This is a genomic window from Streptomyces sp. NPDC087263 (assembly GCF_044744645.1).
Classification (GTDB): Bacteria; Actinomycetota; Actinomycetes; order Streptomycetales; family Streptomycetaceae; genus Streptomyces.
Map to the genome: position 1 here is coordinate 206308 of NZ_JBIUYT010000010.1, position 14743 is coordinate 221050.

Below are 14743 nucleotides of genomic sequence, written 5' to 3' on the forward strand. Positions count from 1 at the left end.
CCCGCATATCGGTCATATTTACTCCTAGTCTGACATTGCGCTCGCCCGTCCTGTCCACAGGGCTTGCGCACCTGTCCCGCTTCGGCTATTGGGAAGGACGGCCCACTCCATGCCCGCAGATCTCGCCGTCATCGGACTCGGTCATCTCGGCCTGCCCCTGGCCCAGGCGGCCGTGGCGGCCGGCATCCCCACACTCGGCTACAAGACCGGCCCTGAAGGCGGCTCCCTCAGCCCCGCCGAGCTGCGCCGGATGCTCTCGGGGGGCTTCCGGCCGGCCACCGACCCTGCGGAGCTCGGCCGCGTCCGCACGGCGGTCATCTGCGCCCCGACCTCGCGCGGCGCGGACGGCGCACTGGACCTGAGCCAGCTGGAGGCGGCCGCCCGCACCCTGGCCGCACAGCTGCGCCCGCACACCACGGTGATCCTCGAATCGCCCGTGCGCCCCGGCACCACCGAGGAATTCCTCCGGCCGCTCCTCGAAGAAGGCTCCGGACTGCGCGCGGGGCGCGATTTCCATCTCGCCTACTCGCCCAGTCGCGTCGACCCCGGCAACCGCGACTTCGGCCCCGCCAACACCCCCAAGGTCATCGGCGGCCTGACACCCGCCTGCACCGAGTCGGCCGCCGCCTTCTACGGACGCCTCACCGACAAGGTCGTACGCGCGCGTGGACCACGCGAAGCGGAAACCGTGCAACTCCTCGAGACCAATTTCCGGCACGTCAACATCGCCCTGGTCAACGAGATGGCCGTGCTCTGCCACGACCTGGGCGTCGACCTGTGGGACGTCATCCGCTGCGCCGAGACCAAGCCCTTCGGCTTCCAGGCGTTCCGGCCGGGCCCCGGAGTCGGCGGCCACGGAATCGCCCAGGACCTGACAGGCCACTCCGGACGCACCCTACGGATGGTCGAACTCGCCCAGCAGGTCAACAACCACATGCCCCAGTACGTCATCCAGCGCGCCGCCGCCCTCCTCAACGAGCACGGCAAATCGGCCCGCGCCGCGCGCGTGCTCCTCCTCGGCGTCACCTACAAGGCGGATCTCGCCGACCAACAGGGCACCCCCGCCCACGAGATCGCCCTGCGCCTGATGGAACTCGGCGCGTCCGTCAGCTACCACGACCCGCTCGTCCCGGCCTGGCGCGTCCTCGGCCGCCCGGTCCCGCGCGCCGACTCCCTCTACGAGGCCGCGGCCGACGCCGACCTCACGATCCTGCTCCAGCAGCACCGCACGTACGACCTCCAAGGACTGTCCGTGAAGGCCCAACTCCTCCTGGACACAAGGGGAGCGACCCCGACCGGAGCGGCCCACCGGCTCTGACCCCTGGAAATTACCTCTCCCGTATGTCAGTGGTGACTGCTAGTGTCCGGGGCCGTTGTCGCACACGAGTGCGCCCACGCCCCACGCACATCGTGCGTCCACCACCCACACCAATTCGGGGGATCTCCACCATGAGCCAGCCCACGCCGCCTTCCCAGCCCACCGAGGGCAACCCGTACGCCGACCAGCCGCCTGTCTCCGGCAATCCGTACGCCGGTCAGCAGCCCACGGGCGGCAACCCGTTCGCGGGCCAGCAGCAGCCCGCAGGTGGCAACCCGTTCGCGGGCCAGCAGCAGCCCGCAGGTGGCAACCCGTTCGCCGGCCAGCAGCCCGGCTTTGTTCCGCCGGCGCCGCGCCGGGGCAATGTCGGCCTCGGCATCGTGGCGGCAGTCGTCGCGGCGCTGGTGACCGCAGGCATCTACGGCGCCATCATCGGCGGCACGGGGTACGAGATCGGCTACGCCGCCGTCGGCGTCGGCTTCCTCATAGGCCTCGCCGCGGGCAAGATCGGCGGCAGCAACCCCGTACTGCCGGTCGTGAGCGCCGTCGTCTCCCTGGGCGCCGTCTACCTGGGCCAGCTCATCGGTGTAGCGATGATCGGAGCCGACGAGTCCGACGGCCTTGTCTCCGCGACCACGCTCCTCACCGACCACTTCGACCTGGTGACCGCGGCCTGGAAGGAGTCGGCCGACTTCATGACCTACCTGTTCTTCGCGATCGGCGCCTTCGCCGCTTTCTCGGGGACCAAGAAGGCCGCCGCGTAACCCGGTTCACGCACGACGAAGGGCCCGGATCACCACCAGGTGACCGGGCCCCTCCGCTCCGTGGGACAAAAACCGTCGTACGACCTACCGCTTGTGCTGCGAGTCCGCCACCGTCACCTCGACGCGCTGGAACTCCTTCAGCTCGCTGTAGCCGGTGGTGGCCATCGCCCGACGCAGCGCGCCGAAGAAGTTCATGGAGCCGTCCGGGATGTGCGAGGGACCGGCGAGGATCTCCTCGATGGTGCCCACCGTGCCGAGGTCGACCTTCTTGCCGCGCGGCAGCTCCTCGTTGACGGCCTCCATGCCCCAGTGGTGGCCCTTGCCGGGCGCGTCGGTGGCGCGGGCCAGCGGGGAGCCCATCATCACGGAGTCGGCCCCGCAGGCGATGGCCTTGGAGAGGTCGCCGGACCAGCCGACACCGCCGTCGGCGATGACGTGGACGTAGCGACCGCCGGACTCGTCCATGTAGTCGCGGCGCGCGGCGGCGACATCGGCGACCGCGGTCGCCATCGGAACCTGGATGCCCAGCACGTTGCGCGTGGTGTGCGCGGCGCCGCCGCCGAAGCCGACGAGGACACCCGCCGCGCCCGTGCGCATCAGGTGCAGGGCCGCGGTGTACGTGGCGCAGCCGCCGACGATCACCGGGACGTCGAGCTCGTAGATGAACTGCTTGAGGTTCAGCGGCTCGGCCGCGCCGGAGACGTGCTCCGCCGACACCGTCGTACCGCGGATGACGAAGATGTCCACGCCCGCGTCCACGACGGCCTTGGAGAACTGGGCCGTGCGCTGCGGGGACAGGGCCGCGGCGGTGACGACGCCTGAGTCGCGCACCTCCTTGATGCGCTGCCCGATCAGCTCCTCCTTGATGGGAGCCGCGTAGATCTCCTGAAGGCGGCGGGTCGCGGTGTCCGAGTCCAGCTCCGCGATCTCGTCGAGCAAGGGCTGCGGGTCCTCGTACCGCGTCCACAGCCCTTCGAGGTTGAGCACGCCCAGGCCGCCGAGCTCACCGATGCGGATCGCGGTGGCCGGGGAGACGACCGAGTCCATCGGGGCGGCCAGGAAGGGCAGCTCGAAGCGGTAGGCGTCGATCTGCCAGGCGATCGAGACCTCCTTCGGGTCCCGGGTACGGCGGCTCGGGACGACGGCGATGTCGTCGAAGGCGTACGCCCGGCGGCCGCGCTTGCCGCGCCCGATCTCGATCTCAGTCACGTTGTGGCCTTTCCCTCTTCGCTTCTGCGTCTCCCAGTATCGCCGACGCCCACGACAAGGGCGGCCCCGGGAACCCCCGGGACCGCCCTCAAGCCGTACGGCTACTGGTTACGGCTACTGGTTACGGCTGCTGCTGACGACTACTGGTTGCGGCTGTAGTTCGGCGCCTCGACCGTCATCTGGATGTCGTGCGGGTGGCTCTCCTTGAGGCCCGCCGAGGTGATGCGGACGAAGCGGCCCTTGGTCTCCATCTCGTCGATGGAGGCGGCGCCCACGTAGCCCATGGTCTGGCGCAGACCGCCGACGAGCTGGTGCAGTACGTTGCCCAGCGGGCCGCGGTAGGGCACCTGACCCTCGATGCCCTCGGGGACGAGCTTGTCGTCGGAGGCCACGTCAGCCTGGAAGTAGCGGTCCTTGGAGTACGACCGGCCCTGGCCCCGGGACTGCATGGCGCCGAGGGAGCCCATGCCGCGGTACGACTTGAACTGCTTGCCGTTGATGAAGAGCAGCTCGCCGGGCGACTCCTCGCAGCCCGCGAGGAGGCTGCCGAGCATCACGGTGTCGGCGCCGGCCGCGAGGGCCTTGCCGATGTCGCCGGAGTACTGGAGGCCGCCGTCGCCGATCACCGGGACACCGGCGGCGCGCGCCGCGAGGGCCGCTTCGTAGATGGCGGTGACCTGGGGGACGCCGATGCCGGCGACCACACGGGTGGTACAGATCGAGCCGGGGCCCACGCCCACCTTGACGCCGTCGACACCGGCGTCGATCAGCGCCTGGGCGCCGTCACGGGTGGCCACGTTGCCGCCGATCACGTCGACGCCGACGCTCGACTTGATCTTCGCCATCCAGTTGAGGGCGTTGCTGTTGTGTCCGTGCGAGGTGTCGACGATCAGGAAGTCCACCCCGGCCTCGGCCAGCGCCTGGGCCCGCTCCAGCGCCTCGGGGCTGGCGCCGACGGCGGCACCGACCAGCAGGCGGCCCTCGGCGTCCTTCGCGGCGTTCGGGTACTTCTCGGCCTTCACGAAGTCCTTGACCGTGATGAGGCCCTTGAGGATGCCGGCGTCGTCGACCAGCGGAAGCTTCTCGATCTTGTGGCGGCGCAGCAGCTGCATGGCGTCGTTGCCCGAGATGCCGACCTTGCCGGTGACCAGCGGCATCGGGGTCATGACCTCGCGCACCTGGCGCGAACGGTCGGTCTCGAAGGCCATGTCCCGGTTGGTGACGATGCCGAGCAGCTTGCCGTTCCCGTCGGTGACGGGGACACCGCTGATGCGGAACTTGGCGCACAGCGCGTCGGCCTCGCCCAGCGTCGCGTCCGGGTGCACCGTGATCGGGTCGGTGACCATGCCGGACTCGGAGCGCTTCACGAGGTCGACCTGGTTGACCTGGTCCTCGATGGAGAGGTTCCGGTGCAGCACGCCCACGCCGCCCTGCCGTGCCATGGCGATCGCCATGCGCGACTCGGTCACCTTGTCCATCGCCGCCGAGAGCAGCGGGATGTTCACACGTACGTTGCGGGAGATGCGGGACGAGGTGTCGACCGCGTTGGGCAGCACTTCCGAAGCGCCCGGCAGCAACAGCACGTCGTCGTAGGTCAGCCCGAGTGTCGCGAATTTAGCGGGCACTCCGTCGACGTTGGCAGTCATGACACCTTCCCCAAATGGCCTTGATCGGTGCGGATGTCCATGCTAACGGGAAGCAAGGGTCTCTCATTCCATGGCCTGGGTAAGGCCGGGGCTTCGTACTTTCGTACGGGTCTGGCGGCATCGCCGTTCATCCAGGCACCGGAAGCCCTGCCCTCAGGCACCGGAAGCCCTGCCCTGGGCCCGAGCCAGGCCTCCGCGCCCCCGGCCCGCACGGCGCGGACCGGTGCTTTTCTTGCGGGCCGACCACTTCACCGCGGGCGCGTGTTTTTCGGCGCAGGCCGACCACTTCACCACGGCCCGATGCCTTTCCTTACGGGCCGACCACTTCACCGCGGGCGCGTGTTTTTCGGCGCAGGCCGACCACTTCACCGCGGACCGGTCTTCGACGTCCGACTTCCCGTCGTCACGGACCGGTGCTTTCGGCGCACGCCGACCACTTCACCGCGGACCGGTCTTCGACGTCCGGCTCCCCGTCGTCGCGGCGACGGACAACTGCCGTCCCGCCTGCGCCAAGCTCGGCCCGCCGCACACCACCGTGCGACTGCCCGCCCGTCGCGGCGAAGAAAATCCCACAGCTCGGGCCAACCCACACCCGGTACGACCAGCCCGCATCCCCGGCACCGCCGTCCCGGCTGAGCCACACCGGCACCGCCGAACACCGCCGTCCAGCTCCCCGCCGCCGTGAAGAGAAACCCGCCGACGCGGCGCTGCCGACGCGGCGAAGAAAAACCCGCTATCCCGGCCAGACCACCGCCGGACCACCGCCGGGCACCGCCGCTCACCACCCACCCGGCTGCCCGCCGCCCCGGCGGAGAAAAGCCACCGCCCCGGCCAACCCACACCCGGCACCGCCGAACACCCCCACCCCCACGCCCCCCCACACGCCATCGCGGCGCAGCAAGGAGCGCAAAAGAACCAGAAAACCCCGCCCCAAAGACAGGTCCGGCTACTGCTCCGCCAACGCCCGCAGGCGGCTCAGTGCTCGGTGTTGGGCCACCCGTACCGCTCCCGGTGACATTCCCAGCATCTGGCCGGTCTCCTCGGCCGTGAGGCCCACCGCGATCCTCAGCAGGAGTAGCTCGCGTTGGTTGTCGGGGAGGTTGGCCAGGAGTTTCTTGGCCCATTCGGCGTCGCTGCTGAGCAGGGCGCGCTCTTCGGGGCCGAGGGAGTCGTCGGGCCGCTCGGGCATCTCGTCCGAGGGGACGGCGGTGGAACCGGGATGCCGCATCGCCGCGCGCTGCAGGTCGGCGACCTTGTGCCCGGCGATGGCGAAGACGAACGCTTCGAAGGGGCGCCCGGTGTCCTTGTAGCGCGGCAGCGCGAGAAGCACCGCGACGCAGACCTCCTGCGCCAGGTCCTCCACGAAGTGCCGCGCGTCGCCCGGAAGCCGGGACAGACGGGTGCGGCAGTAGCGCAGCGCGAGAGGGTGAACATGGGCGAGCAGATCGTGCGTTGCCTGCTCGTCGCCGTCGACCGCGCGATGGACGAGCGCACCGATCACCGTCGTCTCGTCGTCGCGCATCGGTCCATGGTGCCTCGGCGTCGTTCGATCCGTGGCACCGCGTCCATAGTTGTGCACCGAAGCGTTATGAGCAGGTGCGCCGGAACTCATCTCCTGCGCCCTCCCCTTCCGCTCGACCGAATCGTCCCCGAGGAACTCCACACCTCAAGGATGCGGCATCCGCCGGGAAACGGGGATCAGGCATCGAAGAAGCTCTCTCCGAGGGCCCGGCCCCGCCCGCCACAAGACGGGCAGGGACTACTGCCGTTGCACCCCCACGGCGGCACACTTAGCGAACCAGGCCCCACCGGAAACCGAGCGCCACGGCGTGCGCACGGTCCGAGGCACCGAGCTTCTTGAAGAGCCGCCTGGCGTGCGTCTTCACGGTGTCCTCGGAGAGGAACAGCTCACGGCCGATCTCCGCGTTGGAGCGACCGTGACTCATACCCTCCAGGACCTGGATCTCCCGCGCGGTGAGCGTGGGCGCGGCGCCCATCTCGGCCGACCGCAGTCTGCGCGGGGCGAGCCGCCAGGTGGGGTCGGCGAGCGCCTGGGTCACCGTCGCGCGCAGTTCGGCACGCGAGGCGTCCTTGTGCAGATAGCCGCGGGCACCGGCGGCGACGGCGAGCGCCACGCCGTCCAGGTCCTCGGCAACGGTGAGCATGATGATGCGCGCACCGGGGTCGGCGGACAACAGCCGCCGAACAGTCTCGACGCCGCCCAGACCGGGCATGCGTACGTCCATCAGAATCAGGTCCGAACGGTCGGCACCCCAGCGGCGGAGTACTTCCTCGCCGTTGGCCGCCGTCGTCACACGCTCGACGCCGGGCACGGTCGCCACCGCACGGCGCAGCGCCTCTCGGGCAAGCGGGGAGTCGTCGCAGACGAGGACAGATGTCATGGCCGTCCTCCGCAGCTGATGCGCGTCACCTTGAGCCTCCAGGCTGGTACGAATCGTCACCAATGCGGTCGACACTCGCCGACGGAAACTGCCGTCTGCCCGAGCGCTTGTTCCTTCGACCGCCTCGGCAATCTCAACGACGGTCACTCGAAAGAGTTACGGGGCAGCCGGTCGTCTTCGGCACTGTACGTGAGGGCGCGGACACGGTGCAGACATGCGCGGCGGACCCACAACCTTTCATCACAACCCATGCCCCATTTAGCCCGATTTCTTCCCTTTTTCTGGTGTCTGAGGCTAGATTCGCAATGAGTCATATTTTCATCTCCTTAGATCGTAGATGTACGGTCGGTGGGCACATAGCAGCCCAGAACGGCAACAAGGGGACACGCAATGGCAGATTTCTCCCGCCTTCCCGGTCCGAACGCGGATCTCTGGGACTGGCAGCTCCTCGCGGCTTGCCGCGGGGTCGACAGCTCGCTCTTCTTCCACCCGGAGGGCGAGCGCGGTGCGGCACGGAGCGCTCGCGAGAACTCGGCCAAAGAGGTCTGCATGCGATGCCCGGTTCGCGCGGAGTGCGCGGCACACGCGCTGGCGGTGCGCGAGCCGTACGGCGTGTGGGGCGGGTTGACCGAGGACGAGCGCGAAGAACTCATGGGACGGGCACGCAACCGGCTGGTCTCGGCGTCGGCCACCGGAAGCAGTCCTCCTTCGAACAACTGAAGGAACGTTTCTGCCGACCAGGCACGCGCACGCGTGCCCCTACTTTTCTGATCCCGCTCCCCTACGTGCCCCGCGCCGGGACTACCGCTGCGCCGCCCGCGCCAGCCGGTCCAGCGTCGCTGCCACCGCGGGCACCTGGGCGAGATCCGGCAGCGTGAGCGCGACGATCTCCCGCCGCAACGGGGGCTCCACCGTCACCATGCGCGCCCCCTTGGGCCGTACGGACTCGATGGCGAGCTCCGGAAGAACCGCAACCCCGAGGCCGGCGCCCACCAGGCCGACCACGGCCGGGTAGTCGTCGGTGGCGAAGTCGATACGGGGCTCGAAGCCCGCACCTCGGCAGACCTCGACCAGTTGTCGGCGGCAGCGTGGGCAGCCCGCGATCCACGGGTCCCCGGCGAGTTCGCCGATCGCGACCGACCCGGATCCGGCGAGGGGGTGGCTCTCGGGGACGAGCCCGACCAGGCGGTCGAGCAGCAGGGGACGTACGACGAGGTCGTCCCACTCCTCGACCGCATCGACGCCCGTCACCCCCTCGTAGCGGAACGCGAGGGCGATGTCGCAGTCGCCGTCGCGGAGCATCTCGACGGAGCGCGGCGGCTCGGCCTCCTCCAGGGAGACCCGGGTGCCGGGGTGCGCGGCGCGCAGGGCGGCGAGGGCCGTGGGTACGAGCGTGGAACTGCCGCTGGGGAAGGAGACGAGTCGGACGCGGCCCGCGCGCAGGCCCGCGATGGCGGCGACCTCCTCCTCGGCGGCCGTCAGCCCCGCGATGATGCCGGCCGCGTGCCGGACGAGTGCGTCGCCCGCCTGCGTCAGACGCATCTCGCGGCCCGTACGGATGAGCAGCGGGGTGCCGACGGACGCTTCGAGTGCCTTCATCTGCTGGCTGACGGCGGGCTGGGTGCAGCCCAGTTCCCGTCCCGCCGCCGAGAAGGAGCCGGTGGCGGCGACGGCGCGCAGGACACGGAGATGACGGGCCTCGATCACATTTTGAGCATAAGGGTTTCTTGGGTGCAGAAGCGAATATTGCGTCGCAGCTTTGGCTCTTCATCGCCTAGCGTGGTCGTCATGAAGCTTCTGTCGCTGAATCTGGGCCGGGCGCGGGCCGTCGAGTACACGGACCAGCCCGAGGGGGTGACCGGCATCGACAAACAGCCGGTGCCGGGGCCGGTGCGGGTCGAGGCGCCCGGGCCCAAGGGGACCGGTGGGAGCGGCCTCGCCGGGGACGCGGTGTGCCACAGGCGGCACCACGGCGGGGAGCACCAGGCCGTGTACGCGGTGGCACGCGAGGATCTCGACGACTGGGAACGCGAGCTGGGCCGGACGATGTCCGCCGGCTCCTTCGGCGAGAACCTCACGACGCAGGGAGTCGACGTGTCCGGGGCGCTGATCGGTGAGCGCTGGCGCATCGGGCCCGAGGTGGTCCTTGAGGTCACCTGCGGGCGCATCCCCTGCCGGACCTTCCAGGAACACCTCGGCGAGAAGGGCTGGGTGAAGCGCTTCACCCAGAAGGGGGCACCCGGCGCGTATCTGCGGGTCGTCGAACCCGGCGAGATCCGCTCCGGTGACCCGATCGAGATCGTGCACAGGCCGGACCACGACGTCACGGTCGCCCTCCAGTTCCGTGCGGTCACGACCGAGCGGGAACTGCTGCCGCGACTGCTGGGCGCGGGCGATTCGCTGCATCCGGAGTCGCGCGCGATCGCCGAGAAGTACGTGACGACGCTCGGCGCCTGAGGACCTGGGGGACCTGTCCGGGCAGCGGATACGCCGGCGGTCGCACACCCTGCGCGGAAGTCGTGCGGCGCGCGCGGGCGTGGGGGCGCGGGGCGCCGGACCACAGGACAGGTCATTAACCTTGCGCCATGACAACGGCTCTGATTACTGGATCGACCGCGGGTATCGGCGCCGCCTTCGCGCGGCGTCTGGCGGCTGACGGCCACAATCTCGTGCTGGTGGCGCGTGACACCGAGCGGCTGGGTGAGCAGGCGACGGAGCTGCACGACCGGCACGGCATCGAGGCGGAGGTGCTGACCGCGGATCTGGCGACGGACGACGGCATCGAGGCGGTCGCCAAGCGGCTGAGCGACCGCAAGAACCCGGTCGACCTGCTGGTCAACAACGCCGGCTTCGGCAACAGGGGCCGCTATCTCGAGGTGTCGATGGCCGACGAGCTGACGATGCTCAAGGTGCACTGCGAGGCGGTGCTGCGGCTGACCTCGGCGGCGACCGAGGCCATGCGGGAGCGCGGGCGGGGCGGGGTCGTCAACGTCGCTTCGGTGGGGGCGTTCCTGCCCCGGGGGACGTACGGGGCGTCCAAGGCGTGGGTCGTGCAGTTCACGCAGGGCGCGGCGGGGGACCTGGCCGGCAGCGGCGTACGGCTGATGGCGCTGTGCCCCGGATTCGTGCGCACGGAGTTCCACGAGCGCGCCGGCATGAGCACGGACAACATCCCCAACTGGATGTGGCTGGACGCCGACAAGCTGGTCGCCGCCGCGCTCACGGACCTGGCCCGCGGCAAGACCCTGTCGATTCCCGACCCGCGCTACAAGGCGCTGTTGGGCCTGGTGAAGGTGACACCGCAGGCGTTGCTGGGCGGGGTCGCGTCCAGGACCGGGCGGAAGTACGGGCCCCAGTAGGGCCGGCAGGACCAGTGGGAGCGGCAGAGCCGGAGCCCGCGGTGCACGGGAAAAGCCCCCGTTCCCTGGGGGAACGAGGGCTTCCGCGGAAGCCGGAGCCTCAGTGCGAGTGGCCGTGACCGTGGCCGTGACCCGCGTCGCCCTCTTCCTCGGCCGGCTTCTCGACGACCAGGGTCTCGGTCGTGAGGAGCAGGGAGGCGATGGAGGCGGCGTTCTCCAGAGCGGAGCGGGTGACCTTGACCGGGTCGATGACGCCGGCCTTGACCAGGTCGCCGTACTCGCCGGTGGCGGCGTTGAAGCCCTGGCCCTTGTCGAGCTCGGCGACCTTGGAGGTGATGACGTAACCCTCCAGGCCCGCGTTCTCGGCGATCCAGCGCAGCGGCTCGACGGCGGCCTTGCGGACGACCGCGACACCCGTGGCCTCGTCGCCCGTCTTGCCGAGGTTGCCCTCAAGGATCTTGACGGCGTGGACGAGCGCGGAGCCACCACCGGAGACGATGCCCTCCTCGACCGCGGCGCGGGTCGCGGAGATGGCATCCTCCAGACGGTGCTTCTTCTCCTTGAGCTCCACCTCGGTGGCGGCGCCGACCTTGATCACGCACACGCCGCCGGCCAGCTTCGCGAGGCGCTCCTGGAGCTTCTCGCGGTCCCAGTCGGAGTCGGTGTTCTCGATCTCGGCCTTGATCTGGTTGACGCGGCCCACGACCTCGGAGGAGTCGCCGCCACCGTCGACGACGGTCGTGTCGTCCTTGGTGATGGTGACGCGGCGGGCGGTGCCCAGCACGTCCAGGCCGATCTGGTCGAGCTTGAGGCCGACCTCCTCGGCGATGACCTGACCGCCGGTGAGGGTGGCGAGGTCGCCCAGCATGGCCTTGCGGCGGTCGCCGAAGCCCGGGGCCTTCACCGCGACGGCGTTGAAGGTGCCGCGGATCTTGTTCACGACCAGGGTCGACAGGGCCTCGCCCTCGACGTCCTCGGCGATGATCAGCAGCGGCTTCGAGGCGTTGGCCTGGATGACCTTCTCCAGCAGGGGCAGCAGGTCCTGGATGGAGGAGATCTTGCCCTGGTGGATGAGGATGTACGGGTCTTCGAGGACCGCTTCCATGCGCTCCTGGTCCGTCACGAAGTACGGCGACAGGTAGCCCTTGTCGAAGGCCATGCCCTCGGTGAAGTCCAGCTCCAGACCGAAGGTGTTGGACTCCTCGACGGTGATGACACCGTCCTTGCCGACCTTGTCCATCGCCTCGGCGATGAGCTCGCCGACCTGGCTGTCCTGGGCGGACAGACCGGCGACGGCCGCGATGTCGGCCTTGTCCTCGATCGGCCGGGCGGTCGCGAGGAGCTCCTCGGACACAGCCTTGACGGCGGCGTCGATGCCCTTCTTGAGGAGGGCGGGGGACGCGCCGGCGGCGACGTTCTTCAGGCCCTCGCGCACGAGCGCCTGGGCGAGCACGGTGGCGGTGGTCGTACCGTCACCCGCGATGTCGTTGGTCTTGGTCGCCACCTCCTTCACCAGCTGGGCACCGAGGTTCTCGTACGGGTCGTCGAGCTCGACCTCGCGCGCGATGGTGACGCCGTCGTTGGTGATGGTGGGAGCGCCGAACTTCTTGTCGATGACGACGTTGCGGCCCTTGGGGCCGATCGTCACCTTGACCGTGTCGGCCAGCTTGTTGACGCCGCGCTCGAGGGCGCGACGGGCGTCCTCGTCGAACTTCAGGATCTTCGCCATGGGAGCGATTCAGCCCTCTCGAAACTCTGGAAAATCTGGGGAGAACGAACGGCGCCCCCGACACCCGGCTACTTGCGGTCGCGGGGGGCCAGGGGCGCAGCTCATTGCAAAAACTGGGTGAATTACTTCTCGATGATCGCGAGCACGTCGCGAGCCGAGAGGACGAGGTACTCCTCGCCGTTGTACTTCACCTCGGTGCCGCCGTACTTGCTGTACAGCACGATGTCGCCGACGGCGACGTCGAGCGGAAGACGGTTACCGTCCTCGAAACGGCCCGGGCCCACGGCAAGGACGACGCCCTCCTGGGGCTTCTCCTTTGCAGTGTCCGGGATGACCAGGCCAGAGGCCGTGGTCTGCTCGGCTTCGAGCGGCTGGACCACAATGCGGTCCTCGAGCGGCTTGATGGCAACCTTGGAGCTGGTGGTCGTCACGATCCGACCTCCCCCTTCGGAGATCTCACGGGGTTAACTGTCTGAGGTGGCGACCAGGTGGACCCGTCGTCGCGGGAGCCGGATCTACCTGTCGTCATTGGCACTCTCCAGGGGGGAGTGCCAGACCTGAGACTATGACCGTGATTAGCACTCGGTCAAGCGGAGTGCCAACGCGGCGCCCATGAACCCGTGAAATCGCGGCCCTGAGATGCGTCAGAGGTAGTCCTCCAGGCGGGCCGCGGTGAACCCCTCCGCCTGTACCCGGCGCAGCAGAGCGACCGTCGCCGCCGTGAGGTTCGGGGCGTCGAAGCCGGACAGGATGTCGCCGGTCCGCAGCGGGCCCGCGTCGGCGTCCCGCCCTCGTACGACGGCAGCGATCCCGCAGTCCGCGGCGGCACGCAGCGTGGTGGTGTCGTACGTCCCGTACGGGGGCCGCAGAAAGCGGGGGCGGATGCCGAAGCGCTGCTTGAGCTTGTCCTGCTGGCCACAGATCTCGGCGCGCTGGCCGACGTACGGCAGGCCCCGCAGGGAGGGGTGGTCCAGGGTGTGGTTCTGCACGGTCGCGCCGACCGCACGCAGCCGCGCGAAGTGCCCGTACCCCGGCCCGACCACGCTGTCCGTGAGGAACATGCTGACCGGCAGCCGCAGTTCACGGACCATGTCGACGAACCGCGGATCCCGCTCGGCACCGTCGTCGTACGTCAGGAAGACCACCTTGTCCCGGGTGGGCACCCGGTCCACGACCGGCGCGAGGCCCGGACCCGCGACGGGCACGGTGGCCCGGGCGGACGGCTTCGGCGCGGGGGCGAGCGGCGCGGACAGGCCCCAGCGGCGGTACGTCGCCAGGGTCGGCCCGTGCGAGCGCGCCTTGCTCACCTCGCGCGCCGCCTTCGTTCCCAGCCGTTCGATCGGGTCGACGGACTGGGCGCAGCCCGACAGCAGCACCGAGGTGAGCAGTCCCACGATGAGCCCGCGGGACCGCGGTCTCACAAGTAGTCCTCAAGGCGGGCCACGGCGTATCCCTTGTCGGTCACCATCTTCATGAAGCGGCGGACCATGTCGGGCATCGTGCCCTTCCAGTCCTCCTTGCCGCGGAAGTGGGTCAGGACGATGTCGCCCGAGTGCAGATCGCGGTCCCACTCGCGGTACTCCCAGTGGTCGACGAAGATCTCCTCGTTCCACAGCGGGGCGGCCTTGATGCCGCAGGACTTGGCGGCCCGCAGGGTGTCCTCGTTGTAGTTGCCGTACGGCGGCCGGAAGAGCGTCGGGCGCTTGCCGAACTGCTTCTTCATCACGTCCTGCATGCCGCAGATCTCGCGCTTCTGCCGCTCGTAGGAGAGCCCGGGCAGGTAGGGGTGGTGGAGGGTGTGGTTGTTGAGTACGACGCCACGGTCGCGCATCTTGCGGAAGTACCCGTAGTCCTTCTTGACCAGGTAGTCGCTGAGGAAGGCGGTGTACGGGATCTTCAGGTCGCTCATCATCCGCAGGAAGGCCGGGTCCTTCTCGGCGCCGTCGTCGATGGTGAGGAAGACGACCTTGTCCTTGGTGGGGATGGTGGTGAAGACGGGCGGCAGGTCCTCCCCGTCCTCGACCTCGAAGCCGTCGCGGAACTCGATGACCGGCTTCTTGGCCGGCGGCGCGGGAGCGGTCAGCGGCGTCTTGGCCAGGCCCCAGCGCTTGGCCGCGGCGGCTCGGGCGGCCTGCGCGAGCCGGAGCTTGGCGGCGGCGTCGAGGGCGGGCGGCGCCTGGCGGCCGGGCACCGGTTTCACGGACGTGGGGTCGGCTCCCGAGGCGCAGCCGGACACGAGGGCGGCCAGGGCGAGCGCGGCGATGCCGGTGCGGGCAGCCGTCAATTTCATCCCGTTTTTGTAATTTTGTCTTACTG

At 69.5% G+C, this 14743-nt stretch carries 14 protein-coding genes; 5 read left to right on the forward strand and 9 right to left on the reverse strand.

Translation table 11 applies throughout. The features are described 5' to 3' along the window. The first annotated feature begins 109 nt into the window (after positions 1 to 109). Entirely contained in the window at positions 110 to 1318 is a 1209-nt protein-coding gene (locus ACIPC1_RS30530) for a nucleotide sugar dehydrogenase (RefSeq protein ID WP_402522761.1), read from the forward strand. 131 nt (positions 1319 to 1449) lie between these two features. Beyond that, positions 1450 to 2082 (forward strand): hypothetical protein, encoded by a 633-nt coding sequence (locus ACIPC1_RS30535; RefSeq protein WP_402522763.1) that lies wholly within the window; start codon positions 1450 to 1452, stop codon positions 2080 to 2082. Positions 2083 to 2166: 84 nt separating this feature from the next. Here ACIPC1_RS30535 and ACIPC1_RS30540 read toward each other — a convergent pair whose 3' ends face one another. The 4 genes from ACIPC1_RS30540 to ACIPC1_RS30555 all read right to left on the reverse strand — a co-directional run bounded on the left by ACIPC1_RS30540 (position 2167) and on the right by ACIPC1_RS30555 (position 7339). After that, on the reverse strand, positions 2167 to 3291 hold the full coding sequence (locus ACIPC1_RS30540; protein ID WP_384380563.1) for a GuaB3 family IMP dehydrogenase-related protein: 1125 nt from the start codon (positions 3289 to 3291) through the stop codon (positions 2167 to 2169). A gap of 140 nt (positions 3292 to 3431) precedes the next feature. Then, positions 3432 to 4937, reverse strand: coding sequence for an IMP dehydrogenase (guaB, locus tag ACIPC1_RS30545; protein ID WP_402522765.1), 1506 nt, complete (start codon positions 4935 to 4937; stop codon positions 3432 to 3434). Positions 4938 to 5883: 946 nt separating this feature from the next. After that, a complete protein-coding gene (locus tag ACIPC1_RS30550; protein ID WP_266455832.1) occupies positions 5884 to 6459 on the reverse strand; it encodes a sigma-70 family RNA polymerase sigma factor in 576 nt (191 codons plus the stop codon). 268 nt (positions 6460 to 6727) lie between these two features. Further along, complete coding sequence (locus ACIPC1_RS30555) at positions 6728 to 7339, reverse strand: response regulator transcription factor (protein ID WP_003948568.1); 612 nt, start codon at positions 7337 to 7339, stop codon at positions 6728 to 6730. A gap of 390 nt (positions 7340 to 7729) precedes the next feature. Here ACIPC1_RS30555 and ACIPC1_RS30560 point away from each other — a divergent pair, with 390 nt between their 5' ends. After that, positions 7730 to 8059 (forward strand): WhiB family transcriptional regulator, encoded by a 330-nt coding sequence (locus ACIPC1_RS30560; RefSeq protein WP_365436969.1) that lies wholly within the window; start codon positions 7730 to 7732, stop codon positions 8057 to 8059. A gap of 81 nt (positions 8060 to 8140) precedes the next feature. On the opposite strand, the gene ACIPC1_RS30565 is transcribed toward ACIPC1_RS30560, so the two are convergent. Continuing rightward, entirely contained in the window at positions 8141 to 9046 is a 906-nt protein-coding gene (locus tag ACIPC1_RS30565) for a LysR family transcriptional regulator (RefSeq protein ID WP_402522768.1), read from the reverse strand. An 81-nt stretch (positions 9047 to 9127) separates the two neighbouring features. Here ACIPC1_RS30565 and ACIPC1_RS30570 point away from each other — a divergent pair, with 81 nt between their 5' ends. Together ACIPC1_RS30570 and ACIPC1_RS30575 are read left to right on the forward strand one after the other, a co-directional pair. Then, the gene (locus tag ACIPC1_RS30570) at positions 9128 to 9796 is read left to right on the forward strand and encodes an MOSC domain-containing protein (protein WP_402522770.1); all 669 of its coding nucleotides are present in this window, start codon (positions 9128 to 9130) and stop codon (positions 9794 to 9796) included. Between the two features lie 128 nt (positions 9797 to 9924). Next, on the forward strand, positions 9925 to 10698 hold the full coding sequence (locus ACIPC1_RS30575) for an SDR family NAD(P)-dependent oxidoreductase (RefSeq protein ID WP_402522773.1): 774 nt from the start codon (positions 9925 to 9927) through the stop codon (positions 10696 to 10698). 100 nt (positions 10699 to 10798) lie between these two features. Here the strand turns inward: ACIPC1_RS30575 and groL are convergent, their stop codons facing one another. The 4 genes from groL to ACIPC1_RS30595 all read right to left on the reverse strand — a co-directional run bounded on the left by groL (position 10799) and on the right by ACIPC1_RS30595 (position 14717). Continuing rightward, positions 10799 to 12427: a chaperonin GroEL gene (gene groL / locus ACIPC1_RS30580; protein WP_384380546.1), complete on the reverse strand. Its 1629-nt coding sequence runs from the start codon at positions 12425 to 12427 to the stop codon at positions 10799 to 10801. A gap of 122 nt (positions 12428 to 12549) precedes the next feature. Further along, entirely contained in the window at positions 12550 to 12858 is a 309-nt protein-coding gene (gene groES / locus ACIPC1_RS30585) for a co-chaperone GroES (protein WP_266455850.1), read from the reverse strand. Between the two features lie 213 nt (positions 12859 to 13071). Further along, the gene (locus tag ACIPC1_RS30590) at positions 13072 to 13848 is read right to left on the reverse strand and encodes a polysaccharide deacetylase family protein (RefSeq protein WP_402522777.1); all 777 of its coding nucleotides are present in this window, start codon (positions 13846 to 13848) and stop codon (positions 13072 to 13074) included. After that, positions 13845 to 14717: a polysaccharide deacetylase family protein gene (locus ACIPC1_RS30595; RefSeq protein ID WP_402522779.1), complete on the reverse strand. Its 873-nt coding sequence runs from the start codon at positions 14715 to 14717 to the stop codon at positions 13845 to 13847. Before ACIPC1_RS30595 ends, ACIPC1_RS30590 begins: the two co-directional genes overlap by 4 nt. Between the last annotated feature and the right edge of the window lie 26 nt (positions 14718 to 14743).

Coding starts and splice junctions, on each gene's coding strand:
- ACIPC1_RS30570 (WP_402522770.1), top strand. CDS start 9,128: ATGAAGCTTCTGTCGCTGAATCTGGGCCGGGCGCGGGCCGTCGAGTAC.
- ACIPC1_RS30595 (WP_402522779.1), bottom strand. CDS start 14,717: ATGAAATTGACGGCTGCCCGCACCGGCATCGCCGCGCTCGCCCTGGCC.
- ACIPC1_RS30575 (WP_402522773.1), top strand. CDS start 9,925: ATGACAACGGCTCTGATTACTGGATCGACCGCGGGTATCGGCGCCGCC.
- groL (WP_384380546.1), bottom strand. CDS start 12,427: ATGGCGAAGATCCTGAAGTTCGACGAGGACGCCCGTCGCGCCCTCGAG.
- ACIPC1_RS30560 (WP_365436969.1), top strand. CDS start 7,730: ATGGCAGATTTCTCCCGCCTTCCCGGTCCGAACGCGGATCTCTGGGAC.
- guaB (WP_402522765.1), bottom strand. CDS start 4,937: ATGACTGCCAACGTCGACGGAGTGCCCGCTAAATTCGCGACACTCGGG.
- ACIPC1_RS30555 (WP_003948568.1), bottom strand. CDS start 7,339: ATGACATCTGTCCTCGTCTGCGACGACTCCCCGCTTGCCCGAGAGGCG.
- ACIPC1_RS30550 (WP_266455832.1), bottom strand. CDS start 6,459: ATGCGCGACGACGAGACGACGGTGATCGGTGCGCTCGTCCATCGCGCG.
- ACIPC1_RS30530 (WP_402522761.1), top strand. CDS start 110: ATGCCCGCAGATCTCGCCGTCATCGGACTCGGTCATCTCGGCCTGCCC.
- ACIPC1_RS30535 (WP_402522763.1), top strand. CDS start 1,450: ATGAGCCAGCCCACGCCGCCTTCCCAGCCCACCGAGGGCAACCCGTAC.